A 25736-nucleotide genomic window follows, 5' to 3' on the forward strand; every position below is an offset into this window, starting at 1 on the left:
CCCCGCCGCCGCCTCCTCCTGCGCCGGCCTCGCCCAAGCTCGGCTTCGACGCCGTGTCGAAGAGCCTCGCCGACGTGGTCGCCGTGCCTGCCGGCTACACCGCCACCGTGCTGTACCGCCTGGGCGACCCGATCGCGAACGGCGTGCCCGCTTATGCGAACGACGGTACCGATGCGGCCGCCACCTACGACCGCCGCGCCGGCGACCACCACGACGGCATGACCTACTTCGGCATGGACGGCTCGAACAAGTGGAGCCCCGCCGCCGCTGCACGCGGCCTGCTGGTGATGAACCACGAGGCCATCACGCCGCTGTTCCTGCACCCCACGGGCCAGACCACCACCGGCACCGGCAACGCGCAGCTGCGCAGCGTGCCCGACGAAGTGCTGCGCGAGTTCTACCTGCACGGCGTGAGCGTGATCGAGGTGAACAAGGGCGCTGGCGCCAGTGCCTGGAGCTACAAGCAGGACTCCACCTTCAACCGCCGCGTCCACACGCTGACCGAGATGACCTTCTCCGGTCCGGCCGCCAAGACCGACGCGCTCAAGACCAAGTACTCCACCGACGGCAGCAAGACCCGCGGCACGCTCAACAACTGCGCCAACGGCACCACGCCCTGGGGCACCTACCTCACCTGCGAGGAAAACTGGGCCGGCTACTTCCGCCGCATCGTCGCCACCGACAACCTGAACCGCACCGCGCGCGAAATCGCATCCTTCACGCGCTACGGCGTGGCCGGCACCGGCCGCGAGCTGTGGGCCACCGTGACGCCGGACACCGCCGACAACCTCTACGGCCGCTGGAACACCGAAGTCATCAGCGGTGCCGCCACCGCCACCGCCGACTACCGCAACGGTGCCAACACCTACGGCTGGGTGGTCGAGATCGACCCCTTCACGCCCAACAGCACGCCGAAGAAGCGCACCGCGCTCGGCCGCTTCGGCCACGAAGGCGCCTGCCTCGGCCCGGTCGTGGCCGGCAAGCCGCTGGTCTGGTACATGGGTGACGACTCGCGCAACGAGTACATCTACAAGTTCGTGTCGACGAAGAACTGGGATGCGGCCGACATCGGCGGCGGCATCGCGGCCGGCGACAAGTACATGGACGACGGCCGCCTCTACGTCGCGCGCTTCGACGCCGACGGCACCGGCGTGTGGCTGGAGCTCAAGCTGGGCGTCAACAACATCACGTCGAGCTACGCCCCCTATGCCTTCGCCGACGCGGCCGACGTGGTGATCAACGCCCGCTTCGCTGCCGACGCGGCCGGCGCCACCAAGATGGACCGCCCGGAATGGACCGCCGTCAATCCGAAGACCGGCGAGGTCTACGTGACGCTGACCAATACCAACGCGGCCTCGCGCCCCATCACGGCCACCGACGCGGCCAACCCGCGCTTCTACAACGACCCCAAGGGCGCGGCCGCCACGGCGCAGACCGGCAATCCGAACGGCCACATCGTGCGCTTCGCGGACGACAACGCCAACCCGGCGGCCCTGAGCTTCAAGTGGGACGTCTACCTGTTCGGCGCGCGCGCCGGTGCATCGGCCGACGTCAACCTGTCGGGCCTGGTGGCCGACAACGACTTCTCCAGCCCCGACGGCCTGTGGTTCAGCGAGGTCACCGGCGGCCTGCTGTGGCTGGAGACCGATGACGGCGCCTACACCGACGTCACCAACTGCATGCTGCTTGCCGCATTGCCGGGCAAGGTCGGCGATGGCGCCGCGAAGACGATCACCAACGTCAGCGGTGCCACCACCCGCCAGCAGGCCACGATCGCCGGCAAGGCCCCGGGCACCGACGGCCTGCGCCGCTTCCTGGTCGGGCCGAAGGACTGCGAGATCACCGGCATCGCCGAATCGGGCGACGGCCGCGCGCTCTTCGTGAACATCCAGCACCCGGGCGAAACCACGCCGAACGCGAACATCGCCAACCCGGCGCAGTTCGGCAGCCACTGGCCGGACGGCGGCAACGCGCGTCCGCGTTCGGCGACCATCGTCATCACCAAGGATGACGGCGGCATCGTAGGCCTCTGAACGGGCAGGCTTGGCAAGACGGTAGCGGCCCGCCGCCGGGCCGCCCCGAGGCGAGCCACCCCGCGCCCACGGGGGTGGCGTTACACGAGCGAAGCTCGTGCAAAGCCGGGGGGCCTTACTTCGGCAGGGGCAGCGCCGTCTTGTAGCGCACTTGCTTGAGCGCAAAGCTCGAGCGAATTTTCTCGATGCCCGCAATGGGCGTCAGCTGCTCGAGGATGAACTTCTCGAGCGCCGCGATGTCGGCGACGGCGACCCGGATCAGGTAGTCGCTGTCGCCGGTCATCAAATAGCACTCCATCACCTCGTCGTGCTCCGCGATGCGCTGCTCGAAGTCGGCCAGCGACTGCTTGCTTTGCGTCTTGAGGCTGATCGAGATGAACACGTTGAGCCCCAGGCCCAGTGCAGCCGCGCTGGCCAGCGCCACGTAGCGCTGGATCACGCCAGCCGCCTCCAGCGACTTCACGCGGGCCAGGCAGGGTGAGGGCGACAGATGCACGCGCCGCGCCAGCTCGACGTTGGACAGTGCGCCGTCGCGCTGGAGTTCGTCGACGATGCGCAGATCGATGACATCCAGTTGCATGAAATGCTTCAAAGTGGCAAAACGGCGGCATTCTATGCCGTGCGGTGGTCGAACTTGGTGATTGAACGGCAACTCATTCCGCTCGTGGCGGCCTAAAGTGCGGTTCATGAATGCCCCGATCTCTGCCGGCCAACTGCGCGCCCTCCTCGACATGCCCATCGACGACACCGACCCGGCCGAGACCGCCGAATGGCGTGATGCCTTCGCCTCGCTGGCCGAGAACCACGGTCCCGAACGCGCACGCTGGATGCTCGACGAGCTGGCCCGCATCGCGCGCAGCCAGCGCATCGGTTGGCAGCCCGAGCTGGCCACGCCCTACGTCAACACCATCGCGGTCGAGTCGCAACCCGTGTTTCCGGGCGACCTCGCGATCGAGGAGCGGCTGGCCTCGCTGATGCGATGGAACGCGCTCGCGATGGTGGTGCGGGCCAACCAGGCCTATGGCGAACTGGGCGGGCACATCGCGAGCTATGCGAGCGCGGCGGATCTGTTCGAAACCGGCTTCAACCACTTCTTCCATGCGCGCGACGAGAAGCACCGCGGCGACCTGGTGTTCTTCCAGCCGCACAGCGCGCCGGGCGTCTACGCGCGTGCCTACCTCGAAGGCCGCCTGAGCGAAGAAGACCTGACTCACTACCGTCAGGAACTTACCGCGCCAGCGCAGGGCGCACGCGGCCTCAGCAGCTACCCGCACCCGTGGCTCATGCCCGACTTCTGGCAGTTCCCCACCGGCTCGATGGGCATTGGCCCGATCAGCTCGATCTACCACGCGCGCTTCATGCGCTACCTCACGCACCGCAACCTGCTCGACTGCGCAGGCAGAAAAGTGTGGGGCGTGTTCGGCGACGGCGAGATGGACGAGCCCGAATCGATGAGCGCGCTCACGCTGGCGGCGCGGGAGAAGCTCGACAACTTGGTGTGGGTGGTCAACTGCAACCTGCAGCGGCTCGACGGCCCGGTGCGCGGCAACGGCCGCATCATCGACGAGCTCGAAAAGCTCTTCGCCGGCGCCGGCTGGAACGTGATCAAGCTGGTCTGGGGCAGCGACTGGGACGGCCTCTTCGCGCGCGACACCGAGGGCGCCCTGGCCCGCGCCTTCGCAGACACGGTCGACGGCCAAATGCAGACCTTCGCTGCCAAGGACGGCCGCTTCAACCGCGACAACTTCTTCGGCCAGAACGAGGCGCTCGCCCGCCTGGCCCAGGGCATGACCGACGAGCAGATCGACCGCCTGAAGCGCGGCGGCCACGACCTCGTGAAGATCCATGCCGCCTATGCCGCGGCCGCGGCGCACCGCGGCCAGCCGACCGTGATCCTGGCCCACACCAAGAAGGGCTACGGCATGGGCAGCGCCGGGCAGGGCAAGATGACCACGCACTCGCAGAAGAAGCTGGACGACGTGGACCTGGTCGAGTTCCGCAACCGCTTCGCGCTGCCGCTCAGCGACGAGCAGGCCACCTCGCTGGCCTTCTACAAACCGGCCGACGACAGCCCCGAGATGCGCTACCTGCTGGAACGCCGCAACGCGCTCGGCGGCAGCATGCCGCGCCGCGAGACCGCCTGCAAGGTGGTGGCCAAGCCGGAACTCGCGACCTACGCGCAGTTCGCCGTGGCGGCCGCCGGCAAGGAGATGAGCACCACCATGGCCTTCGTGCGCATGCTGGGCAACCTCATGAAGCATCCGGCCCTGGGCCCGCGCGTGGTGCCCATCGTGGCCGACGAGGCGCGCACCTTCGGCATGGCCAACCTGTTCAAGCAGGTCGGCATCTACTCGAGCGTGGGCCAGCGCTACGCGCCCGAAGACATCGGCTCGGTGCTCTCGTACCGCGAAGCCACCGACGGCCAGATCCTCGAAGAGGGCATCAGCGAGGCCGGCGCCATCGCCAGCTGGACGGCCGCCGCCACCAGCTACAGCGTGCACGGGCTGGCCATGCTGCCCTTCTACATCTACTACTCGATGTTCGGCTTCCAGCGCGTGGGCGACCAGATCTGGGCCGCGGCCGACCAGCGGCCGCGCGGCTTCCTGCTCGGCGCGACCTCGGGCCGCACCACGCTGGGCGGCGAGGGCTTGCAGCACCAGGACGGATCGAGCCACCTGATCGCCGCCACCATTCCCAACTGCAAGGCCTACGACCCGGCCTTCGCGGGCGAGATGGCGGTCATCGTCGATGCCGGCATCCGCGAGATGCTGGTCGAGCAGAAGGACGTGTTCTATTACGTCACGCTCATGAACGAGAACTACGCGCAGCCCGACCTGCCGGCCGATGCGCAGGCCGAGGTGCTGCGCGGCTGCTATCGATTCAAGGCGGCGGAAGGCAAAGGCAAGCGCGTCACGCTGATGGGCTCCGGCGCGATCCTCACCGAGGTGCTGAAGGCCGCGGACCAACTGGCGGCAGATGGGATCGATGCCGAGGTGTTCAGCGTCACCAGCTGGAGCGAGCTGGCGCGCGACGGGCAGGCCTGCGAGTCGCGCGCCTTGGCCGGCGAGGCCGAGCCCGGCACGCCCTTCGTCGCACGGCAGCTCGCCGAGGGCAGCGGCCCGGTGATCGCCGCCACCGACTACGTGCGCGCCGTGCCCGAAAGCATCCGCGCCTTCGTGCCCGAAGGCCGGCGCTACATCACGCTGGGCACCGACGGCTTCGGCCGCAGCGACACGCGTGCGGCGTTGCGGCAGTTCTTCGGCGTCGACGCGCAGAGCATCGCGCGGGCGGCGCGCCACGCGCTGGGCTGAGCACGCTCAGCCAGCGGGGCTGCCGTCGATCAGGCCGCGATGTCGAACCGATCGAGGTTCATCACCTTCGTCCAGGCCGCGACGAAGTCGTCGACGAACTTCTTCTGCCCGTCCGAGCTGCCGTAGACCTCGGCCAGCGCGCGCAGCACCGAGTTGGAGCCGAACACCAGGTCGACGCGCGTGCCGGTGAACTTGACGGCGCCGCTCTTGCGGTCGCGGCCTTCGAACAGGTCCGCGCCGCTGGCCTTCCACTCCGTGCCCATGTCGAGCAGGTTGACGAAGAAGTCGTTCGTCAGCTGGCCCGGCTTGTCCGTGAACACGCCGTGCTTCGACGCGCCCGCGTTCGCGCCGAGCACCCGCAGCCCGCCGACCAGTGCCGTCATCTCGGGTGCGGTCAGCGTCAGCAGCTGGGCCTTGTCCACGAGCAGCGCTTCGGAGGGCACGGCGTAGGGCGCCTTCTGGTAGTTGCGGAAGCCGTCGGCCACCGGCTCGAGCGGTTCGAAGGAGTCGACGTCGGTCTTCTCTTGCGATGCGTCGGTGCGGCCTGCTGCAAAAGGAACCTTCACGTCGTGGCCGGCATCCTTGGCGGCCTTCTCGATGGCTGCGCCGCCGGCCAGCACGATCAGGTCGGCCAGCGAGACCTTCTTGCCGCCCGTGCCTGAACCGTTGAATTCCGACTGGACGCCTTCGAGCGCCTTCAGCACCTTGGCCAGCTGCGTCGGTTGGTTCGCGGCCCAGTCCTTTTGCGGAGCGAGGCGGATGCGCGCGCCGTTGGCGCCGCCGCGCTTGTCGCCACCGCGGAAGGTGGAGGCCGAAGCCCAGGCCGTGGAGACCAACTCGCCGACCGTCAGTCCGGTCGCGAGAACCTTCGCCTTGAGCGCGCTCACATCGGCATCGTCCACCAGCGGGTGGTCGACCTCGGGCAGCGGGTCTTGCCACAGCAGTTCTTCGGTGGGCACCTCGGGGCCGAGGTAGCGCGCCTTCGGGCCCATGTCGCGATGCGTCAGCTTGAACCATGCGCGCGCGAACGCGTCGGCGAACTGGTCGGGGTTGGCCATGAAGCGGCGCGAGATCTTCTCGTAGGCCGGGTCCATGCGCAGCGCGAGGTCCGAGGTCAGCATGGTCGGCAGCAGCTTCTTCGACGGATCGTGCGCGTGCGGGATGGTGGGCTGCGCGTTCTTGGCCACCCATTGCTGCGCGCCGGCCGGGCTCTTGGTGAGCTCCCACTCGAAGCCGAAAAGGTGCTCGAAGTAGTCGTTGCTCCACTGGGCCGGCGTACGGGTCCAGGTGACTTCGAGCCCGCTCGTGATGGTGTCGGCACCGCGGCCGGTGCCGAACTTGTTGTGCCAGCCGAAGCCTTGCGCTTCGAGTTCGCCGCCCTCGGGCTCCACGCCCACGTTGTCGGCCGGGCCGGCGCCGTGCGTCTTGCCGAAGGTGTGGCCGCCGGCGATCAGCGCCACGGTTTCCTCGTCGTTCATGGCCATGCGGCCGAAGGTGTCGCGGATGTCCTTGGCCGATGCGACCGGGTCGGGCTTGCCGTCCGGGCCCTCGGGGTTCACGTAGATCAGGCCCATCTGCACGGCGCCCAGCGGGTTCTCGAGGTCGCGGGTGTGGGGCACCTTGCTGTCGTCGTCCTTCACCAGCACGCCGTGCTTTTCATCGACGCCGGGCGAACCCTTGGAATAGCGTTCGTCGCCGCCCAGCCACTTGGTCTCGCGGCCCCAGTAGATGTCGTGGTCGGGCTCCCAGGTGTCCTCGCGGCCGCCGGCGAAACCGAAGGTCTTGAAGCCCATGCTTTCGAGCGCGACGTTGCCGGTGAGGATCATCAGGTCGGCCCACGAGATCTTGCGGCCGTACTTCTGCTTGATCGGCCACAGCAGGCGGCGCGCCTTGTCGAGGCTCACGTTGTCGGGCCAGCTGTTGAGCGGCGCGAAGCGCTGCTGCCCGCGCCCGGCGCCGCCGCGACCATCACCGATGCGGTAGGTGCCGGCGCTGTGCCAGGCCATGCGGACGAACAGGCCGCCGTAGTGGCCGAAGTCCGCGGGCCACCAGTCCTGCGAGTCGGTCATGAGGGCCGTGAGGTCCTTCTTCAGCGCGGCGAGGTCGAGGCTGTTGAAGGCCTTGGCGTAGTCGAAATCCTCGCCCATCGGATCGGACTTGTTCGAATGCTGGGACAGCAGGTCCAGCCGCAGCTGGTTGGGCCACCAATGTGCGTTGTTGGTGCCGCTGCCGGCGGCACCGTGGTCGAAGGGGCACTTGGCGCCGGTGTTGTCGCTGCTCATGGGGAAGCCTCCGTTCTTGAGGGGAGTGGGTCGGGGCATGCATTCTTGACCACATCGCGTGGCATGCGAATGAATACCGTCAATCGCCCTCATAGAAAGGGCAATGGACCGCATTGGTGGGCCGACCCGGTGCTCGGGTTCCTTCCGACATGCGCGACGAGATCGCTCTTCGCGGAACCACCGCGACCGTGGCCCGGTGCCTCAGCGCAGCCCGATGCGCGAGGCGTGCCAGCGCAGCACCGCGGCGCGCTGGGGGTCGGTGGCCTCGATGCGGCTTGCGCGCTGGTGCAGCGCGCGCATCTCTTCGACCTCTTCGATGATCCGGCCCGGGCTGAACAGCGCATCGAGCAGCGTGCTTGCTTCGTCGGCCAAGGCCTTGAACGCGCCGAACCACGTGCGCGAACCGGTCGATTGGTCGAGGCCTGACATGCATGGGCTCCTGGCAAGGAAAAGACGGAGAAGGAGGAGAGACGCGGCGGGGAAAGGCCGATCTTATAGGGTTAACCCGGGCGCACTTTTCTGCGTCGTCGAAGCCCCTCGGGGCGGGTTCACCCGGATACGGAATCTCCAAAAAAGTTGACCCCGGTCAAGCCGCGTTTCGCGGCCGGCGCGCAGCATTCGCGCACTGGGGATGGCGACTGCGAACCCAAGCAAGAAGAGCGCAGCTTCAACAGGAGACAACATGATCGAACGCATCGTTTCTCACGCCCGGGCTTGTCGAGCCAAGGCCCTCACCGCTGCCGTGCTGGCGTTGGCCGGCACCTCGCCCGCGCTCGCCGCGTGGGAGCCGACCAAGCCGGTGGAGTTCGTCATTCCGGCCGGCACGGGCGGCGGCGCCGACCAGATGGCGCGGCTCATCCAGGGCATCGTCATCAAGCACAAGCTGATGAAGGAGCCGCTGATCGTCGTCAACAAGTCCGGCGGCGCGGGCGCCGAGGGCTTCCTGGCGGTGAAGGAGGCTAAGGGCGATCCGCACAAGATCGTGATCTCGCTGTCGAACCTGTTCACCACGCCCATGGCCACCGGCGTGCCCTTCAACTGGAAGGACATGACGCCGGTCGCGATGATGGCGCTCGACCAGTTCGTGCTGTGGACCAACGCCGAGCAACCCTACAAGACGGCCGGCGAGTACATCGCCGCGGTGAAGGCGGCGGGCCCCAACAAGTTCAAGATGGCCGGCACCGGCTCCAAGCAGGAAGACCAGATCATCACGGTGGCGCTCGAGAAAGCCACCGGTACCAAGTTCATCTACGTGCCCTTCAAGGGCGGCGGCGAGGTGGCGGTGCAGCTGGTGGGCGGCCACGTGAACTCCACCGTCAACAACCCGATCGAGGCGGTCGCGCAGTGGCGCGCCGGCAAGCTGCGCGCGCAGTGTGTGTTCGACGACGAACGCATGCCCTACAAGGAGAAGGTGACCGACACGCAGTCGTGGAACGACATCCCGACCTGCAAGGAAGCCGGCGTGCCCACCAAGTACACGATGCTGCGCGGCATCTTCATGCCCGCGGGCGTGAGCAAGGACCAGCTCGCCTTCTACGTCGAGCTGTTGACGAAGGTGGCCGCCACGCCCGAGTGGAAGGAATACATGGAGAAGGGCGCCTTCAACCAGACCTTCATGAGTGGCGATGCCTTCGGCAAGTGGCTGGCGACCGCCGAGGTCACGCACCGCACGCTGATGACCGAGGCCGGCTTCATCGCCGCCAACGCGAAGTAGGCGGCGTCGCCGCCCCGTGGGGGCCGCCGAGCGCGGCCGCCCGCATCCGGTCTTTCTTGTCGAACTTCACGATGGGGGCTCCATGGAGCACGAAGAAAATCCCGAGGGCGCGGCGCGCGCCGGCGTACCCACCTACCTGGTGGAAGCGGTCGCCGCGGCGATCCTGCTGATCATCGGCCTGGCCGTGGTCTTCGAGAGCCGCAAGCTGGGCGCGGGCTGGACCACCGACGGCCCCGGCGCCGGCTACTTTCCGTTCTACATCGGCGTGCTCATCGTGGTCTCGGGCGCCGGCATCCTGTACCAGGCGCTGCTGGGCAAGAACCGCAACACGACGCCCTTCGTCGATTCGGAGCAGTTCCGGCGCGTGCTGTCGGTGCTGCTGCCGGCCACGGGCTACGTGCTGGCCATCACCTTCCTGGGGCTGTACGTCGCGTCGGCGATCTACATCGCGCTCTTCATGGTGGTGCTGGGCAAGTACTCGTGGTTGAAGAGCGTGCTGATCGGCTTCTGCGTCAACGCGCTCTTCTTCTGCATGTTCGAAGTCTGGTTCAAGGTGCCGCTCTTCAAGGGCTCGCTCGATCCGCTTCGCTTCCTCGGCTACTGAAGCCACCGAATCTCAAGAAACCCACGGAGCGAACCCGAAATGGATGAAATCAGCGCCCTGCTGCAGGGCTTCGCCGTGATCCTCACGCCCATGAACATCGGCCTGATGTTCGTCGGCATCGTCCTGGGTGTGCTGATCGGCGTGCTGCCCGGCCTCGGCGGCGCCAACGGCGTCGCGATCCTGCTGCCGCTCACCTTCACGATGTCGCCGACCTCGGCCATCATCATGCTGTCGTGCATCTACTGGGGTGCGCTGTTCGGCGGCGCCATCACCTCGGTGCTGTTCAACATCCCGGGCGAACCCTGGTCGGTGGCCACCACCTTCGACGGCTACCCGATGGCCCAGCAGGGCCAGGCCGGTGCGGCGCTCACGACGGCCTTCACCTCGTCCTTCATCGGCGCCTTCCTCGCGGTGGTGATGATCACCTTCCTTGCGCCGCTGGTCGCCAAGTTCGCGCTCAAGTTCGGCTCGCCCGAGTTCTTCGCGGTGTATCTGCTGACCTTCTGCAGTTTCGTCGGCATGGGCAAGGGCTCGCCCTTCAAGATCCTGGCCTCGATGGCGCTGGGCTTCGCGCTCGCCAGCGTCGGCATGGACACCGTCACCGGCCAGCTGCGGCTGACCTTCGGCCAGCCCGAGCTGATGCGCGGCTTCGACTTCCTTATCGCGGTCATCGGCCTGTTCGGCATCGGCGAGATCCTGCTGTCGATGGAAGAGGGCCTCAAGTTCTCGGGCAAGAGCGCCAAGATCGACCCCAAGGTGGTGCTGCAGACCTGGAAGCAGCTGCCGCAGTACTGGGTGACCTCGCTGCGCAGCTCGCTGATCGGCATCTGGATGGGCATCACGCCCGGCGGCGCCACGCCGGCCTCGTTCATGAGCTACGGCCTGGCCAAGAAGATGTCGAAGAAGGGGCCGAAGTTCGGCACCGGCGAAATGGAAGGCGTGGTCGCACCCGAGACCGCCGCGCATGCCGCCGGCACCAGCGCGCTGCTGCCGATGCTGGCGCTGGGCATCCCGGGCTCGCCCACCGCGGCGGTGCTGCTGGGCGGCCTGCTGATCTGGGGCCTGCAGCCCGGGCCACTGCTCTTCGTCGAGCAGAAGGACTTCGTCTGGGGCCTGATCGCCAGCATGTACCTGGGCAACATCGTCGGGCTGATCGTGGTGCTGAGCACAGTGCCTCTCTTCGCCTCGATCCTGCGCATCCCGTTCTCGATCATCGCGCCGGTGATCATCGTGATCTGCGCGATCGGCGCCTACACCGTGCACAACGCGATGCTCGACATCTGGTTCATGCTGGGCTTCGGCGTGGTGGGCTACGTGTTCAAGAAGCTCGACTTCCCGCTCGCGCCGCTGGTGCTGGCGCTGGTGCTCGGCGACAAGGCCGAGGACTCCTTCCGGCAGGCCATGCTGGTGTCGCAGGGCGACGTCTCGATCATGTGGTCGAACCCGCTGGTCGGCAGCATCACCACGCTGGCGCTGACCATGCTCTTCTGGCCCTTGATCTCCAAGGTGCTGGCGATGATCAAGCCAAAAAAAGTTGACGAGTTCGCCGCCGAACGGCCGGTGGACTGACCTTCTCGATCGATAGCCAGGAGCCCGACTCATGCCCGTCATCGCCATGACCCAGGAAATGGGTTCCCTCGCCAAGGACGTGTCGTTGCAACTCGCGCAGGCCATGGGCCTGGCCGTCATGCGCCACGAGGCCATCGAGCGCGTGGCCGACCGGGCCCAGGTGTCGAGCAGCCTGATCGGCCGGCTGCGCGACGGCAAGGCCGGGCTGGTCGAGCGGCTGACCACCGACAAGCGCAGCGTCGCGCTCTACACCGCTGAAGAGGTCTTCTCGCTGGCCGATGCCGGCAACGTGGTGCTGCGGGGCTGGGGCGCCACCTGCCTGCTGCGGCCGGTGTCGCACGTGGTGTGCGTGCGCATCACGCGGCCGCTCGCGAAGCGGGTCGAGTGGCTGATGGCGCACCTGGGCACCGACGATGCCGAGTTCGCCGAGGCCGAACTGCGCCGCAGCGACCACGCGCATGCGTCGCGCATGCACGAGCAGTTCGGCGTGACCTGGGGTGACCCGGTGCTGTACGACCTGGTGCTGAACACCGGGCGCGTGTCGGTGGAAAGCTGCGTCGAGCAGATCCGGCAGTTGGCAGACCGGCCCGAGTTCGCCGAAACGCCGGAGTCGCGGGCCCTGCTCGCCAGCATGGCGCTGGAGGCGCGCGTGCGTGCGGCGCTGAAGGAGCACTCGGACACCCGGGACACCAGCATCACGATCCATGCGAAGGAAGGTGCGGTGGCGCTGCGCGGCATCGTGCTCGATGCAGAAGAGCGGACGCAGGCCGAGAGCGTGGCGGCGGCCGTGCCGGGCGTGCAGGGCGTTGCCAATGAACTGAGATTGATGACCAGCTCGCGGCGCTTCGCGTCGTCCAAGCAGACCTGAATCAGATCTTTCCGCGCTTCTTCAGGCGGCTCAGCGTCTCGGCGCTGAGGTTGAGATACGACGCCAGCTCCTTGCTCGGAATCCGGTCCACCAGTTCCGGATGCTTGCGCATGAAGCGATGCACCCGACCCGGCGCATCCAGCAGGTGCAGCGTGATTGTGTGCGCCATGATCTCGCTCATCCCGCGCATCACGCAGAACTCGAACAGCTCCTTGGCCTCTGCCCGGGGCTTGAGAAACGCGATCCAGTCCTTCAGCGGCAGGCTGGCCACCCGCGCCTTGGTGACGCACACGATGCCGTAGGGCGTCGGCGTGCCCAGCCGCAGCGCGGCGTAGCTCGTTTCCATGTCGAACTCGTCGGCGAAGCGCAGGATCATTTCCTTGCCCTCCGGATTGCTTACCACGCGCTTGAGGATGCCGTCGAGGATGAAGTACTGCCCCATCTCGCGCACGCCCTGGTGCATGAGGAAGTCGCCTTTGTTGCCGTCCACGATGGCCAGGTGGGCTTCGAGCTCGGCGCGGTCGGCGTCGCCCAGGTCCTTGAGCAGCACGTTCTGCCGGAGCTGCGCGCGAATGATGTTCTTCTCCGGATGGTTGTCGAGCGTGGTCATGGGTTCGCGGGTTGCTCTCTTTCGCGGCGGCAGGGGGCGATGGCGCCGCGGCGGCACACCAGGGTCTTCGCGGGGTGTCCATTTCCGAAAAGTTGACCCAGGTCAACGGCCGACAGCGGGGGTCCAAATCATAGTCCGGGCACGGCCTCCGGCCATTCCACACGAGCAGAAGGAGACACATGTCCTCAGTCATCACCGCCAGGCAGGCACCCGCAGCGGCCGGCGACACACCCGCCCGCGCACTCCACAGCGTCCCGCTCGATGGCGACGCCGCGGAGCAACCGCAACTCACCGACGGCTTCCACCTGGTGCTCGACGCGCTGAAGCTCAACGACATCGACACCATCTTCGCGCTGCCCGGCATCCCGATCACCGACCTCACGCGCATGGCACAGGCCGAGGGGCTGCGCGTGATCTCGTTCCGCCACGAGCAGCACGCCGGCAACGCAGCCGCCGCGGCCGGCTACCTGACGCAGAAGCCCGGCATCTGCCTGACGGTGTCGGCGCCTGGCTTCCTCAACGGCCTGACCGCGCTGGCCAACGCCACCACCAACTGCTTTCCGATGATCCTGATCAGCGGCTCCAGCGAGCGCGAGATCGTCGACCTGCAGCAGGGCGACTACGAGGAGATGGACCAGCTGGCCATCGCCAAGCCGCTGTGCAAGGCCGCCTTCCGCGTGCTGCATGCCGAGGACATCGGCGTGGGCATCGCACGTGCCATTCGCTCGGCGGTGTCGGGCCGGCCTGGCGGCGTGTACCTCGACCTGCCGGCCAAGCTCTTCGCGCAGACCATGGATGCCGCCGCCGGCAAGCGCTCGCTGATCAAGGTGGTCGACCCGGCGCCGCGGCAGATTCCGGCGCCCGACGCCGTGCAGCGCGCACTCGACCTGCTCAAGAGCGCGAAGAAGCCGCTGATCCTGCTGGGCAAGGGCGCGTCCTACGCCCGTGCCGATGCCGACATCCGCGCGCTGGTCGAGAAGACCGGCATTCCCTACCTGCCGATGTCGATGGCCAAGGGCCTGCTGCCCGACACACACGGGCAGTCGGCGTCGGCCGCGCGCTCCTACGTGCTGCAGGAGGCCGATGTGGTGATGCTGGTCGGTGCGCGCCTCAACTGGCTGCTGTCGCACGGCAAGGGCAAGACCTGGGGCCAGGACAAGGGCGTCAAGCAGTTCATCCAGATCGACATCGCGCCGACCGAGATCGACAGCAACGTGGCCATCGCCGCGCCGGTGATCGGCGACATCGGCTCCTGCGTGGCGGCGCTGCTCGCGGGCATCGACGCCGAGTGGGCCAAGCCGCCGGCCGAATGGACCGGCGCCATCGCCGAGCGCAAGGACAAGAACCTGTCGAAGATGGCCGCCACGCTGGCCGCCCGGCCATCGCCGATGAGCTTCCAGAGTGCGCTCAGCGTGATCCGCGATGCGGTGAAGGCGCGGCCCGATGCGATCGTGGTCAACGAGGGCGCCAACACGCTCGACTTCGCGCGCAGCATCGTCGACATGTACGAGCCGCGCAAGCGCCTCGACGTGGGCACCTGGGGAATCATGGGCATCGGCATGGGCTTCTCGGTGGCCGCTGCGGTGGTCACGGGCAAGCCGGTGATCGCCATCGAAGGCGACAGCGCCTTCGGCTTCAGCGGCATGGAGGTCGAGACCATCTGCCGCTACAACCTGCCGATCTGCGTGGTGGTGTTCAACAACAACGGCGTGTACCGCGGCACCGACCAGAACGCGGGCGGCGGCGCCGACGTCGCACCGACCGTGTTCGTCAAGAACGCGCGCTACGACAAGCTGATGGAAGCCTTCGGCGGCGTCGGCGTCCACGCCACCACGGCCGACGAGCTGGAAAAAGGCCTCGCCGAAGCCATCGCCTCGGGCCGGCCCACGCTGATCAACGCCGTGATCGACGAGACGGCCGGCACGGAGAGCGGCCGCATCACCAGCCTCAACCCAAGCACGGCCAAGAAGAAGTAACCCGCTTTCAACAGATCCAGGAAAAGGAGATTTCAATGAGCAGCACCAAGCCCCTCGACGGTATCAAGATCATCGACTTCACCCACGTGCAAGCCGGCCCGGCCTGCACACAACTGCTGGCCTGGTTCGGCGCCGACGTGATCAAGGTCGAGCGCCCCGGGGCGGGCGACGTCACCCGCAGCCAGCTGCGCGACATTCCCAACGTGGACGCGCTCTACTTCACCATGCTCAACAGCAACAAGCGCTCGATCACGCTGGACACCAAGAAGCCGGAAGGCAAGGCGGTGCTCGAACAGCTGGTGCGCGAGTCTGATGTGCTGGTCGAGAACTTCGGCCCCGGCGCGCTCGACCGCATGGGCTTCACCTGGGAACGCATCCAGGAACTCAACCCGAAGCTGATCCACGCATCTGTGAAGGGCTTCAGCGAAGGCCACCACTACGAGGACCTGAAGGTCTACGAGAACGTGGCGCAGTGCGCCGGCGGCGCCGCCTCGACCACCGGCTGGTGGAAGGGCGAGAACTCGCAGCCCACCATCTCGGCGGCGGCGCTCGGCGATTCCAACACCGGCATGCACCTGGCCATCGGCATCCTCACGGCCATCATCGGCCGCGAGAAGACCGGCAAGGGCCAGAAGGTCGCCTGCTCGATGCAGGACGCCGTGCTCAACCTGTGCCGCGTGAAGATGCGCGACCAGCAGCGCCTGGAAAGCGTGGGCTACCTGGAGGAGTACCCCCAGTACCCGCACGAGATGGACGCGTTCAAGGACAAGGTGACGCCGCGCGGCGGCAATGCGGGCGGCGGCGGCCAGCCGGGCTGGATCCTCAAGTGCAAGGGTTGGCAGACCGACCCCAACGCCTACATCTACTTCACGGTGCAGGGCCACGCCTGGGAGCCGATCTGCGAAGCGCTGGGCAAGCCCGAGTGGAAGACCGACCCCGACTACATGACCGCCAAGGCCCGCCAGCCGCACATCGAGCAGATCTTCGCGACCATCGAGGACTTCATCAAGGACAAGACCAAGTTCGAGGCGGTCGACATCTTCCGCAAGTTCGACATTCCCTGTGCGCCCGTGCTGTCGATGAAAGAACTGCTGCGCGACGAGTCGCTGCGCAAGAGCGGCTCCATCGTCGAAGTGCCGCACAAGGAGCGCGGCACGTACTGGACCATCGGCAGCCCGATCAAGTTCTCGGACCTCAAGCCCGAGGTGACGGCTTCGCCGCTGCTGGGCGAGCACAGCGAAGAGGTGCTCGAGGAGTTGGGTTACACCCGCGAGCAGATCATCAACCTGCGCGAGGCCAAGGTCATCTGAGCCCTGGGACTCGCGTGCGCAACAGGGGAGGCGCCGTGTCGTCGAACGTGGATTTCAAGCAGCTGGTGGAAGGCGCCGGCGATGCCATCATGGTGTGCGATGCCGAAGGCGCGATCGTGCTCTGGAACAAGGCCGCCGAGCGCATCTTCGGCTTCACCGAAGCCGAGGCGCTGGGCCGCTCGCTGGACCTGATCATTCCCGAGCGCCAGCGGGGCCGCCACTGGGACGGCTACCGCACAACCATGGCCACGGGCATTACCAAGTACGGCGCCGATCTTTTGCGCGTGCCCGCGCTGCACAAGGACGGGCACACGCTGTCGATCGCGTTCACGGTGTCGATGCTGTTCGCCGAGGATCGCACCGTGACGGGCATTGTCGCGATCGTGCGCGACGAGACGGCCCGCTTCGCCGAAGATCGCAAGCTGCGCGCCCGGCTCGCCGAAGCAGAGGCAAGGGCCGAGGCGAAGGCCAAGGCAGAGACACAAGGAGACACACGATGAGCGGCAAGGCACTCGAAGGCGTTCGCGTCCTGGACTTCACCCACGTCCAGTCCGGACCCACCTGCACCCAGTTGCTGGCCTGGTTCGGCGCCGACGTGATCAAGGTCGAGCGGGCCGGCGAGGGCGATGCCACGCGCGGCCAGCTGCGCGACATCCCCGGCGTGGACAGCCTCTACTTCACGATGCTGAACCACAACAAGCGCTCCATCACGCTCGACACCAAGAAGCCCAAGGGCAGGCAGGTGCTGGACACGCTGATCAAGACCTGCGACGTGCTGGTCGAGAATTTCGCGCCCGGCGCCATGGAGCGCATGGGCATCACCTGGAGCCACATCCAGGACCTGAACCCGCGCATGATCGTCGCCTCCGTCAAGGGCTTCGGCCCGGGCAAGTACGAAGACTGCAAGGTGTACGAGAACGTCGCGCAGTGCGCCGGCGGCGCGGCCTCGACCACCGGCTTCGACGACGGCCCGCCGGTGGTGACGGGCGCGCAGATCGGCGACAGCGGCACTGGGCTGCACCTGGCGCTGGGCATCGTGGCCGCGCTCTACCAGCGCACCCACAGCGGCCGCGGCCAGCAGGTGCTGGCGCCGATGCAGGACGCGGTGCTCAACCTCTGCCGCGTGAAGATGCGCGACCAGCAGCGGCTGGAGCGCACCGGCACGCTGCACGAGTACCCGCAGTACCCCGACGGCAAGTTCGGCGACGCTGTGCCGCGCGCGGGCAATGCATCGGGCGGCGGGCAGCCGGGCTCGATCTTGAAATGCAAGGGCTGGGAGACCGACCCCAACGCCTACATCTACTTCATCACCCAGGCGGCCGTGTGGCCGGCCGTGTGCAAGGTGATCGGCGAGGAGGGCTGGATCGACGACGAGGCCTACGCCACGCCGGCCGCACGGCTGCTGCACCTGAAGCCCATCTTCGCGCGCATCGAGCAGTGGACCATGACCAAGGACAAGTTCGAGGCCATGGAGATCCTGAACCAGTACGACATTCCGTGCGGGCCGATCCTGTCGATGAAGGAGATCGCCGCGGACGAGTCGCTGCGCGAGAGCGGCACCATCGTCGAGGTCGACCACCCCACGCGGGGCAAGTACCTCACGGTGGGCAACCCGATCAAGATGTCCGACAGTTCCACCGAGGTGACCCGTGCGCCGCTGCTGGGCGAGCACACCGACGAGGTGCTGCGCGAACTGGGGTTCAGCACGGACGACCTGGCGATGCTGCGCCAGGAACGTGTGATCTGAGGGCTGCCTGAGCCGTCGGCACCGATGCCCTTCCTCGCGCCCCATGCATAACTCATCACGAATGCAGTCAATAAGATAGTTTCATTGTTATTTATCGGTCAGCTTTTCTACATTTCGATCATGCCGAGCGAATTCGATCCAACCACCGGCGGCATTCAATTCGAAGGAGAAAAGCATGATCAATGATTTGCCGATTCAATACCGCGACGATGAAATCGAACGCAATGCCTACAACGCCGCGTTCTACGAACTGGGCCTGCGCTGGCATTGGGATCGTCGCTTGTACGACGAGCTGCTGGGCTTGAGCCAGGACGCCGCCGAGCGCATCTGCCATTACGTGCGCACATGGCAACCGCACCTGCTGACGGCCTACGACGTGGCCTTTCTCGCCGATTTGATCGAAGTGAAAAAAGGCCAGCACATTCAACGTTCCGCCGCCTGCGCCAATTCGAATTACTTCGATTGGGCACAGGCGCGCGGTGCCGAACTCGGCACTTGAGCAATTCAAAACCGGGCCACTCGCCATGTCCATCCTGATCGACAAGCACTCGCGCGTCATCACCCAGGGAATGACCGGGAAGATGGGGCGCTTCCATACCGCGCTGTGCCGCGACTACGGCAGCGGCCGCAAGTGCTTCGTCGGTGGCGTCAACCCGAACAAGGGCGGCACCACCTGCGACGGGCTGCCGGTCTTTGGCAGCGTCGCGGAGGCCAGGGCGAAGACCGGCGCGACCGTGTCCGTGGTCTACGTGCCTGCGGCCACGGTGGCCGGTGCGATCGACGAAGCGGTGGCGGCCGGCATCGAGCTGGTCGTCTGCATCACGGCCGGCATTTCCGCGGCCGACGTGGACCGCATCCGCCGGCGCATCGAAAGCAGCCGGACGCTGTTGGTCGGCCCGAACTGCCCCGGCCTGATCACGCCGGAAGAAATCAAGATCGGCATCCTGCCCGGGCACCTGCATCAGCGCGGGCGCATCGGCGTCGTGTCGCGCTCTCCCACGCTGGCCAGCGAGACGGCGCGGCAGCTCGGCACCTTCGGCATCGGGCAGTCGACCGTCGTCGGCGTGGGCAGCGATCCGGCCGGCGGGCTTACGCACGTCGACGTGCTGAAGCTCTTCAACGAAGACGCGCATACCGATGCCGTGATCATGGTGGGCGAGGTCGCCGGCGACGCGGAAGAACGCGCCGCCGCCTGGATACGCGAACACATGCGCAAGCCGGTGGTGGGCTTCATCGCGGAAGGCACGACAAACCCCGTCGCGCATGGCGTGGCCGAACGCAAGCTCGCCGCGATGGAGAGCTGCGGCATCCACGTCACGCGCGACCCGGCCGACATCGGCACGCTGCTCGCCTCGCTGGTGGTCCCCGACTACCTCCCATTCGATTGATCGACCGAGACAGACATGCAGCACACACAACGTTGGATGCGCTTCGAGCGCCATGGCAAGACCGGTTTCGGCACGCTGGACGGCCAGCGCGTGCGCGAGCACCGCGGCGACATGTTCGCGCACCCCGAACCCACCGGCCACGTGTTCGCGCTCGACGAACTGCGGCTGCTCACGCCGACCCAGCCGACCAAGGTCATCGCGCTGTGGAACAACTTCCGCGCGCTGGGCGAGAAGCTCAAGTTGCCGGTGCCGTCGGAGCCGCTTTACCTGCTGAAGGCGCCGAACTCCTTCCACGCCCCGGGCGAGCCGATCCGTGCGCCGCTGTGCGAGGGCAAGGTGGTGTACGAAGGCGAACTCGGCATCGTCATCGGCAAGACCTGCACGGCGGTCGCCGAGGCGCAGGCCATGGAACACGTGTTCGGCTACACCTGCGCCAACGACGTGACGGTGGCGGACATCCTGAACCGCGATGCCTCTTTCGCCCAATGGGCGCGCGCCAAGGGCTTCGACACCTTCTGTCCCATGGGCCCGGTGGTGGCCACCGGCCTCGACCCTGCGTCGCTCACCGTGACCACGCTGCTCGAAGGCGCGGTGCGGCAGAACTACCCCATCAGCGACATGCGCTTCTCGGTGCAGCAGCTGATCAGCCTGATCTCCGCCGACATGACGCTGCATCCCGGCGACGTCATCTTGTGCGGCACCTCCGTCGGCGTCGGCTCGATGAAGCCGGGCAGCCTGGTCGAGGTCGAGATCGACGGCATCGGCCGGCTCGCCAACCGGTACGGCTGAAGCGCTTCGAACCAGATTCAACACTTTTAAGGATCGACATGAAGATAGCCATCATCGGCGCAGGCGCCATCGGCGGCCTGGTCGGAGCGAAGCTCGCGCTGGCCGGCGAGGACGTCACGTTCATCGTGCGGGGAGCGAACCTCGATGCCATCGCGACGAACGGCATCCGGCTCGTCTCGGACGAAGGCGGCGAACAGGTCGCGCGCAACGTGAAGGCCACCGACCGCTACGACCAGGCCGGCCCCCAAGACATGGTCATCCTGGCGATGAAGGCGCACCAGGTCGAGGCCGTGGCGAACGAGGTGCCCAAGCTCTTCGGCCCGAAGACGGTGGTCGTCACCATGCAGAACGGCATCCCGTACTGGTACTTCCACAAGCACGGCGGGCCGCTGGAAGGCAGCACGGTGAAGAGCGTCGATCCGCACGGCCTGGTCGCGGCGAAGATCCCGGCGGAGCGCGTCATCGGCTGCGTGGTGTACCCGGCCTCCGAGCTGCTCGCGCCGGGCGTGGTCAAGCACATCGAGGGCGACCGTTTCCCCGTCGGCGAACTCGACGGTTCGTCGAGCGAGCGCGTGAACCGGGTGGCGGGCTGCTTCGTCAACGCGGGCTTCAAGGCGCCGGTGCTCGACAACATCCGTTCCGAGATCTGGCTCAAGCTCTGGGGCAACCTGACCTTCAACCCGATCAGCAGCCTGTCGCATTCGACGCTGGTCGACATCTGCCAGTACCCGCCCTCGCGCGAGCTGGCCGCGGCCATGATGCGCGAGGCCCAGGCCGTGGCGCACAAGCTGGGCATCGAGTTCCGCGTGTCGCTGGACAAGCGCATCGCCGGGGCCGAGAAGGTGGGCAAGCACAAGACTTCCATGCTTCAGGACGTGGAGGCCGGCCGCGCCCCCGAGATCGATGCGCTGGTCGGCGCCGTGGTCGAACTGGCCCGGCTCACCGACACGCCGACGCCGCACATCGACACGGTGTATTCGCTGGTCAAGCTGCTGGCCCGCACCATGGAAGACCAGCGCGGCCGCGTCAGGCTGCACGAGATGGCGTGAGCGCGCCGCAGGCGCGCGGTGGCGCCGACGCGCCCAGGTGCGCTTAAATTGGCCGGATGAAGCACGCGACGCTGCGCCAACTCAAGGTCTTCGAGGCCGTGGCGCGGCTGCTGAGCTTTTCGCGCGCGGCCGAAGAGCTGCACCTGACGCAGCCGGCCGTGTCGACGCAGATCCGCAAGCTGGAGGAACACGCCGGCAACGTGCTCTTCGAGCAGTTCGGCAAGAAGATCTACCTGACGCCGGCCGGCACCGAACTGCTCGCGATCAGCCGCGCGATCATCCAGCAGTTCGAAGCGGCCGAGCATGCGATGACGCAGTTCCGTGGCGTCTCGGGCGGGCGGCTCAACGTGGGCGTGATCAGCGCCGGCGACTACTTCTTTCCGCGCCTGCTGGTCGAGTTCGCCGGCCGCCACAAGGGCGTGACGCTCAACTTCACGGTGCACAACCGCGAAGGCCTGCTGACCCACATCGCCGAGAACCTGACCGACCTGGCGATCATGGTGCGGCCACCGGTGGGCCTGGACACCGTGCACCAGGCCTTCGCGCCGCATCCCTACGTCATCGTCGCGGCGCCCGGCCATCCGCTGGCCGGGCAGGCGAAGATCCCGCGAGCGAGGCTGATGCGCGAGCCCTTCGTGGTACGCGAGAAGGGCTCCGACACCTGGCATTCGATGGAAGACGGCTTCGGTGGCGACCTGCGCGGCCTGCACGTCGCGATGGAGATCCGCAGCACCGAAACCATCAAGCAGGCGGTGATCGCCGGCATGGGCGTGAGCTTCTTGTCGGCCTACACCATCAGCCAGGAGCTGAAGGCCGGCAGCCTGTGCGTGCTCGACGTGGTGGGCTTTCCGCTGATGCTCAACTGGTACGTGGTGCACTTGCGCACCAAGCGGCTGCCGCCCGTGGCGCAGGCCTTCAAGGAATTCCTGCAGAGCGAGGGCGCAGGGCTGATCGCCCGGATTGCGCCGGTGGACGGGGCAGCCTGACGGCCACCGGCCAAGAAGCCGAGTTGCGGAACGACCTCATCCCGGGCACGATTCATGCCTCGGCGGAACAGGTGCGCCGCATGCCGGTATCGGCCTGTGCATGCGGTGTCGCACGGAAGCCGCACCCGCGATGTTCTTTCTTTGGCCCGAGTACCTGTGGTTCCTGCCGGCGCTGGCGATGCTGCCGGCGGTGTACGTCTGGCTGCTGAAGCGCCGGGTCAAGACCAGCCTGCGCTACAGCAGCATCGGCATCGCGCGCGAGGCGGCCGCCGGCCGGCAATGGCGGCGCCATCTGCCCCCTGCGCTGCTGCTGCTGGCCTGCTGCGGGCTGCTCATCGCCGCGGCGCGGCCGGTGGCGCGCATTCCGCTGCCCTGGGCGCGCTCGTCGGTCGTCCTGGCCATCGACGTGTCGCTCAGCATGCGGGTGTCCGACATCAAGCCGACACGACTCGCAGCCGCGCAGGAAGCGGCCAAGGTGTTCCTGCAGGAGCTGCCGAAGAACATCGAGGTGGCGCTCGTGACCTTCGCGGGCAGCAGCCAGGTCACGCAGCGAACCACGCTCGAGCGCGCACCCGTGGTCACCGCCATCGACGGCTTTCAGATGCAGCTGGGCACGGCGGTCGGCGACGCCATCGTGCTGAGCCTGGCGGAGATCTTTCCGGACCAAGGCATCGAACTCGGCGAAATGACTTTCGGCAGCAGCAAGATGCAAGGCCGCAGCCTCGACGACAAGGCGAAGCCGCCGCCCAAGCCCTTCACGCCGGTGGCACCGGGTTCCTACGACTCCGCCGCGATCGTGCTGTTGAGCGACGGCCGCCGCACCACCGGCATCGACACGCTCGTGGCCGCGAAGATGGCCGCCGACCGCGGTGTGCGCATCTACGTGATCGGCCTCGGCACCGTGGAGGGCGATGCGTCGACGCCCGACGGCACCGCCATCTACATGCGGCTCGACGAGCCGACGCTGCGCGAAGTGGCGCGCATGACGGGTGGCGAGTACCACCACGCCGGCAGTGCCGAGGCGCTGCGCAGCGTCTACCGCAACCTGGGGTCGCACGTGCAGGTGCTCACGCGCGAAACCGAATTCACCGGCCTCCTGGCGCTCGTCTCCGCGATGGTGGCGATGGGCGCGGCCCTGCTGTCGCTGCTGTGGTTCGGGCGCGTCGGCTGAGCGCGCTGCACTCAGATCCACAGCGAGCTTCACTCCCCCTCCGCAGATACCCGCGGCATCGCCGGAACTTGACTGCGATCAAGAGCGATTGCGCCGTTGCGTCCGACAGTGCTTCTCACGCGGGAAGCGGCAGTCCCTCGGCGCCATGAAGTTCGAACCCATGCGCTGATCTCGTTTCCGCCTCCTGCGTCGATCGCTCCCACAGATCGGCCCGGCGTCCATTCGTCGCCTGGCCGTCAACACAACACCAGGAGACAACATGACCCGGCCAACGATCACGATCGCCGCTCCACACGCCGCGATTCCCACCTCCACGGATTTTCATGGCGCCGTCACCGGTGCCCGGTCGCAGCGTTATCGATGGGGCCAGCTCGTGGTCGGCATCGTCTGCATGGCGATGATCGCCAACCTGCAGTACGGCTGGACCCTGTTCGTCAACCCGATCGCCGACAAGCACGGCTGGAGCCGTGCGGCGATCCAGGTCGCCTTCACCATCTTCGTGCTCACCGAGACCTGGCTCGTGCCCATCGAGGGCTACCTGGTCGATCGCTTCGGCCCGCGTCCCGTGGTGCTGGTCGGCGGCGTGCTGTGCGGCCTCGGCTGGGCGCTCAACTCGGTGGCATCGTCGCTGCCGCTGCTCTACGTCGCGGCGGCCATCGGCGGCATCGGCGCCGGTGCGGTCTACGGCACCTGCGTGGGCAATGCGCTCAAGTGGTTTCCCGACCGGCGCGGCCTGGCGGCCGGCATGACCGCGGCCGGTTTCGGTGCCGGGTCGGCGATCACGATCATTCCGATCTCGGCCATGATCCAGTCGCACGGCTACGAGGCGGCCTTTCTGTACTTCGGCCTCGGCCAGGGCCTCATCGTCTTCCTGCTTGGCTGGGTGCTAACCCGTCCGCCCGAGCACGTCAAGGCCACCGACAGCCGCAACGTGCAGCAGACGCGCCGCGACTACAAGCCTTCCGAGGTGCTGCGCTCGCCGGTCTTCTGGGTGATGTACGCGATGTTCGTGATGGTGGCGGCCGGCGGCCTGATGGCCACGGCCCAGCTCGCGCCTATAGCCAAGGACTTCAAGATCATCGACGTGCCGGTCAACATCATGGGCCTGGTGCTGCCCGCGCTGACCTTCGCGCTGGCCATCGACCGCGTGCTCAACGGGTTGACGCGGCCCTTCTTCGGCTGGGTGTCCGACAAGATCGGCCGCGAGCAGACCATGTTCATCGCCTTCGCGCTGGAGTCGGTCGGCATCCTCGCGCTCTACCACTGGGGCCACAACCCGATCCTCTTCGTGCTGCTGACCGGCCTGGTGTTCTTCGCCTGGGGCGAGATATACAGCCTCTTCCCCTCGACCTGCGCCGACACCTTCGGCGGCAAGTACGCCGCATCCAACGCCGGCATGCTCTACACCGCCAAGGGCACGGCCTCGCTGCTGGTGCCGTTGTCCAGCGTGCTCGCCGCAGCCACCGGCAGCTGGCAGGCCGTGTTCATCGCGGCCAGCGTGGTCAACGCGGTGGCGGCGCTGATGGCCTGGTTCGTGTTGCGGCCGATGCGGCGGCGGCATATCGAGCAGAGCCGGCAGATCTTGTAGGCACCGAATCGCGAGGTGGCTTCCCGTAGGGCGATGGTGTACTCTTACCAATTCTCCTTCGATAGCGCATCAAGTACGAACATGGCTGCCACCGCCACTCTGTCGAGCAAGTTCCAGATATCCATCCCCAAGGTCGTTCGCGACGAGCAGCATTGGCACGCAGGGCAGGAGTTCGTGTTCATTCCCAAGGGCAGGGGTGTTCTCGTCATGCCCGTTCCGGAATTCGATCAATTGAAGGGCATCGCCAAGGGGGCGCGCAGGGACGGCTACCGTGATCGAAAGGATCGCTTCTGATGGCGGCCACGCTGCGCGTGGTCGATACCTCGGCTTGGATCGAATGGTTCATTGGTAGTGCAGTCGGGACGAAGCTGGCCAGGCAGTTTCCCGGCAAAGAGCAATGCATCGTGCCGACCATCGTGCAGCTCGAGCTTTCGAAATGGCTCGTGCGCGAAGTTGGCGAGGAGCAGGCGGATCAGGTCATCGCGTACACGCAGAAGTGCACTGTCGTTCCGCTTGACACCGCCATCGCCCTCCTTGCCGCAGACCTGCACCGCCATCACAAACTCGCCACGGCAGACGCCATCGTCTACGCCACGGCCCAGCACCAACGGGCCGAATTGCTGACCTGCGATGCTCATTTCAATGGGCTGCCGGGTGTGGCCTTCTTTTCCAAGACTGCGTAGCGTCGCCGCTTGGCGAAATTGACCGGCGTCAAGAGCGCGCCGGCCTGATTCATCGACA

The 25736-nt window shown here is 67.0% G+C and carries 23 protein-coding genes; 19 read left to right on the forward strand and 4 right to left on the reverse strand.

Annotation, left to right across the window (positions count from 1 at the left end):
- A partial coding sequence (locus tag B0W80_RS09600) for a PhoX family phosphatase (RefSeq protein ID WP_076998904.1) occupies positions 1 to 2033 on the forward strand: 2033 nt, incomplete at its 5' end.
- 115 nt (positions 2034 to 2148) lie between these two features.
- On the opposite strand, the gene B0W80_RS09605 is transcribed toward B0W80_RS09600, so the two are convergent.
- Positions 2149 to 2613: an Lrp/AsnC family transcriptional regulator gene (locus B0W80_RS09605; protein ID WP_076998905.1), complete on the reverse strand. Its 465-nt coding sequence runs from the start codon at positions 2611 to 2613 to the stop codon at positions 2149 to 2151.
- Positions 2614 to 2719: 106 nt separating this feature from the next.
- On the opposite strand from B0W80_RS09605, the gene mdeB reads away from it, so the two are divergent.
- Complete coding sequence (mdeB, locus tag B0W80_RS09610; RefSeq protein ID WP_076998906.1) at positions 2720 to 5344, forward strand: alpha-ketoglutarate dehydrogenase; 2625 nt, start codon at positions 2720 to 2722, stop codon at positions 5342 to 5344.
- Positions 5345 to 5373: 29 nt separating this feature from the next.
- Here the strand turns inward: mdeB and katG are convergent, their stop codons facing one another.
- Both katG and B0W80_RS09620 read right to left on the reverse strand, forming a co-directional pair.
- Positions 5374 to 7626 carry a catalase/peroxidase HPI gene (gene katG, locus B0W80_RS09615; RefSeq protein ID WP_076998907.1) on the reverse strand — a complete coding sequence of 751 codons (2253 nt, stop codon included), beginning with the start codon at positions 7624 to 7626 and terminating at the stop codon, positions 5374 to 5376.
- Between the two features lie 201 nt (positions 7627 to 7827).
- Positions 7828 to 8055: a hypothetical protein gene (locus B0W80_RS09620; protein WP_076998908.1), complete on the reverse strand. Its 228-nt coding sequence runs from the start codon at positions 8053 to 8055 to the stop codon at positions 7828 to 7830.
- Between the two features lie 253 nt (positions 8056 to 8308).
- Between B0W80_RS09620 and B0W80_RS09625 the strand changes: the two genes are divergently transcribed.
- From B0W80_RS09625 to B0W80_RS09640, 4 genes are all read left to right on the forward strand, one after another.
- Complete coding sequence (locus tag B0W80_RS09625) at positions 8309 to 9340, forward strand: tripartite tricarboxylate transporter substrate binding protein (RefSeq protein WP_076998909.1); 1032 nt, start codon at positions 8309 to 8311, stop codon at positions 9338 to 9340.
- An 82-nt stretch (positions 9341 to 9422) separates the two neighbouring features.
- Positions 9423 to 9944 carry a tripartite tricarboxylate transporter TctB family protein gene (locus B0W80_RS09630; protein ID WP_076998910.1) on the forward strand — a complete coding sequence of 174 codons (522 nt, stop codon included), beginning with the start codon at positions 9423 to 9425 and terminating at the stop codon, positions 9942 to 9944.
- Between the two features lie 39 nt (positions 9945 to 9983).
- A complete protein-coding gene (locus B0W80_RS09635) occupies positions 9984 to 11513 on the forward strand; it encodes a tripartite tricarboxylate transporter permease (protein ID WP_076998911.1) in 1530 nt (509 codons plus the stop codon).
- A gap of 31 nt (positions 11514 to 11544) precedes the next feature.
- Positions 11545 to 12381 carry a cytidylate kinase family protein gene (locus B0W80_RS09640; protein ID WP_076998912.1) on the forward strand — a complete coding sequence of 279 codons (837 nt, stop codon included), beginning with the start codon at positions 11545 to 11547 and terminating at the stop codon, positions 12379 to 12381.
- A 1-nt stretch (position 12382) separates the two neighbouring features.
- Here the strand turns inward: B0W80_RS09640 and B0W80_RS09645 are convergent, their stop codons facing one another.
- Complete coding sequence (locus tag B0W80_RS09645; protein WP_076998913.1) at positions 12383 to 12991, reverse strand: Crp/Fnr family transcriptional regulator; 609 nt, start codon at positions 12989 to 12991, stop codon at positions 12383 to 12385.
- A gap of 179 nt (positions 12992 to 13170) precedes the next feature.
- Here B0W80_RS09645 and oxc point away from each other — a divergent pair, with 179 nt between their 5' ends.
- The 13 genes from oxc to B0W80_RS09710 all read left to right on the forward strand — a co-directional run bounded on the left by oxc (position 13171) and on the right by B0W80_RS09710 (position 25678).
- Positions 13171 to 14967 carry an oxalyl-CoA decarboxylase gene (oxc, locus tag B0W80_RS09650; protein ID WP_076998914.1) on the forward strand — a complete coding sequence of 599 codons (1797 nt, stop codon included), beginning with the start codon at positions 13171 to 13173 and terminating at the stop codon, positions 14965 to 14967.
- Positions 14968 to 15002: 35 nt separating this feature from the next.
- Entirely contained in the window at positions 15003 to 16277 is a 1275-nt protein-coding gene (frc, locus tag B0W80_RS09655; RefSeq protein ID WP_076998915.1) for a formyl-CoA transferase, read from the forward strand.
- A gap of 35 nt (positions 16278 to 16312) precedes the next feature.
- The gene (locus tag B0W80_RS09660; RefSeq protein ID WP_076998916.1) at positions 16313 to 16777 is read left to right on the forward strand and encodes a PAS domain S-box protein; all 465 of its coding nucleotides are present in this window, start codon (positions 16313 to 16315) and stop codon (positions 16775 to 16777) included.
- On the forward strand, positions 16774 to 18024 hold the full coding sequence (gene frc / locus B0W80_RS09665) for a formyl-CoA transferase (protein ID WP_076998917.1): 1251 nt from the start codon (positions 16774 to 16776) through the stop codon (positions 18022 to 18024). Before B0W80_RS09660 ends, frc (B0W80_RS09665) begins: the two co-directional genes overlap by 4 nt.
- A 175-nt stretch (positions 18025 to 18199) precedes the next feature.
- Complete coding sequence (locus B0W80_RS09670) at positions 18200 to 18523, forward strand: hypothetical protein (protein WP_076998918.1); 324 nt, start codon at positions 18200 to 18202, stop codon at positions 18521 to 18523.
- A gap of 25 nt (positions 18524 to 18548) precedes the next feature.
- Entirely contained in the window at positions 18549 to 19412 is an 864-nt protein-coding gene (gene sucD, locus B0W80_RS09675) for a succinate--CoA ligase subunit alpha (RefSeq protein WP_076998919.1), read from the forward strand.
- A 15-nt stretch (positions 19413 to 19427) separates the two neighbouring features.
- Entirely contained in the window at positions 19428 to 20201 is a 774-nt protein-coding gene (locus B0W80_RS09680) for a fumarylacetoacetate hydrolase family protein (RefSeq protein WP_076998920.1), read from the forward strand.
- A gap of 38 nt (positions 20202 to 20239) precedes the next feature.
- Positions 20240 to 21250: a 2-dehydropantoate 2-reductase gene (locus B0W80_RS09685; protein ID WP_076998921.1), complete on the forward strand. Its 1011-nt coding sequence runs from the start codon at positions 20240 to 20242 to the stop codon at positions 21248 to 21250.
- 56 nt (positions 21251 to 21306) lie between these two features.
- A complete protein-coding gene (locus B0W80_RS09690) occupies positions 21307 to 22236 on the forward strand; it encodes a LysR family transcriptional regulator (protein ID WP_076998922.1) in 930 nt (309 codons plus the stop codon).
- Positions 22237 to 22366: 130 nt separating this feature from the next.
- Positions 22367 to 23407, forward strand: coding sequence for a VWA domain-containing protein (locus B0W80_RS09695; RefSeq protein ID WP_076998923.1), 1041 nt, complete (start codon positions 22367 to 22369; stop codon positions 23405 to 23407).
- A 259-nt stretch (positions 23408 to 23666) separates the two neighbouring features.
- Entirely contained in the window at positions 23667 to 24995 is a 1329-nt protein-coding gene (gene oxlT / locus B0W80_RS09700) for an oxalate/formate MFS antiporter (protein ID WP_076998924.1), read from the forward strand.
- 81 nt (positions 24996 to 25076) lie between these two features.
- Positions 25077 to 25289 carry an AbrB/MazE/SpoVT family DNA-binding domain-containing protein gene (locus B0W80_RS09705; protein ID WP_076998988.1) on the forward strand — a complete coding sequence of 71 codons (213 nt, stop codon included), beginning with the start codon at positions 25077 to 25079 and terminating at the stop codon, positions 25287 to 25289.
- On the forward strand, positions 25289 to 25678 hold the full coding sequence (locus B0W80_RS09710; RefSeq protein WP_076998925.1) for a type II toxin-antitoxin system VapC family toxin: 390 nt from the start codon (positions 25289 to 25291) through the stop codon (positions 25676 to 25678). The genes B0W80_RS09705 and B0W80_RS09710 overlap by 1 nt, the downstream gene beginning before the upstream one ends.
- Positions 25679 to 25736 lie beyond the last annotated feature (58 nt).

The sequence above is a fragment of the Variovorax sp. KK3 genome (genome assembly GCF_001984055.1).
In the GTDB taxonomy this organism is placed as follows: Bacteria; Pseudomonadota; Gammaproteobacteria; order Burkholderiales; family Burkholderiaceae_C; genus Variovorax.

Excerpts from the sequence above, each read along its gene's own strand:
- B0W80_RS09605 (WP_076998905.1), bottom strand. The coding sequence starts at position 2,613 with ATGCAACTGGATGTCATCGATCTGCGCATCGTCGACGAACTCCAGCGC.
- mdeB (WP_076998906.1), top strand. The coding sequence starts at position 2,720 with ATGAATGCCCCGATCTCTGCCGGCCAACTGCGCGCCCTCCTCGACATG.
- katG (WP_076998907.1), bottom strand. The coding sequence starts at position 7,626 with ATGAGCAGCGACAACACCGGCGCCAAGTGCCCCTTCGACCACGGTGCC.
- B0W80_RS09620 (WP_076998908.1), bottom strand. The coding sequence starts at position 8,055 with ATGTCAGGCCTCGACCAATCGACCGGTTCGCGCACGTGGTTCGGCGCG.
- B0W80_RS09625 (WP_076998909.1), top strand. The coding sequence starts at position 8,309 with ATGATCGAACGCATCGTTTCTCACGCCCGGGCTTGTCGAGCCAAGGCC.
- B0W80_RS09630 (WP_076998910.1), top strand. The coding sequence starts at position 9,423 with ATGGAGCACGAAGAAAATCCCGAGGGCGCGGCGCGCGCCGGCGTACCC.
- B0W80_RS09635 (WP_076998911.1), top strand. The coding sequence starts at position 9,984 with ATGGATGAAATCAGCGCCCTGCTGCAGGGCTTCGCCGTGATCCTCACG.
- B0W80_RS09640 (WP_076998912.1), top strand. The coding sequence starts at position 11,545 with ATGCCCGTCATCGCCATGACCCAGGAAATGGGTTCCCTCGCCAAGGAC.
- B0W80_RS09645 (WP_076998913.1), bottom strand. The coding sequence starts at position 12,991 with ATGACCACGCTCGACAACCATCCGGAGAAGAACATCATTCGCGCGCAG.
- oxc (WP_076998914.1), top strand. The coding sequence starts at position 13,171 with ATGTCCTCAGTCATCACCGCCAGGCAGGCACCCGCAGCGGCCGGCGAC.
- frc (WP_076998915.1), top strand. The coding sequence starts at position 15,003 with ATGAGCAGCACCAAGCCCCTCGACGGTATCAAGATCATCGACTTCACC.
- frc (WP_076998917.1), top strand. The coding sequence starts at position 16,774 with ATGAGCGGCAAGGCACTCGAAGGCGTTCGCGTCCTGGACTTCACCCAC.
- B0W80_RS09670 (WP_076998918.1), top strand. The coding sequence starts at position 18,200 with ATGATCAATGATTTGCCGATTCAATACCGCGACGATGAAATCGAACGC.
- sucD (WP_076998919.1), top strand. The coding sequence starts at position 18,549 with ATGTCCATCCTGATCGACAAGCACTCGCGCGTCATCACCCAGGGAATG.
- B0W80_RS09680 (WP_076998920.1), top strand. The coding sequence starts at position 19,428 with ATGCAGCACACACAACGTTGGATGCGCTTCGAGCGCCATGGCAAGACC.
- B0W80_RS09685 (WP_076998921.1), top strand. The coding sequence starts at position 20,240 with ATGAAGATAGCCATCATCGGCGCAGGCGCCATCGGCGGCCTGGTCGGA.
- B0W80_RS09690 (WP_076998922.1), top strand. The coding sequence starts at position 21,307 with ATGAAGCACGCGACGCTGCGCCAACTCAAGGTCTTCGAGGCCGTGGCG.
- B0W80_RS09695 (WP_076998923.1), top strand. The coding sequence starts at position 22,367 with ATGTTCTTTCTTTGGCCCGAGTACCTGTGGTTCCTGCCGGCGCTGGCG.
- oxlT (WP_076998924.1), top strand. The coding sequence starts at position 23,667 with ATGACCCGGCCAACGATCACGATCGCCGCTCCACACGCCGCGATTCCC.
- B0W80_RS09705 (WP_076998988.1), top strand. The coding sequence starts at position 25,077 with ATGGCTGCCACCGCCACTCTGTCGAGCAAGTTCCAGATATCCATCCCC.
- B0W80_RS09710 (WP_076998925.1), top strand. The coding sequence starts at position 25,289 with ATGGCGGCCACGCTGCGCGTGGTCGATACCTCGGCTTGGATCGAATGG.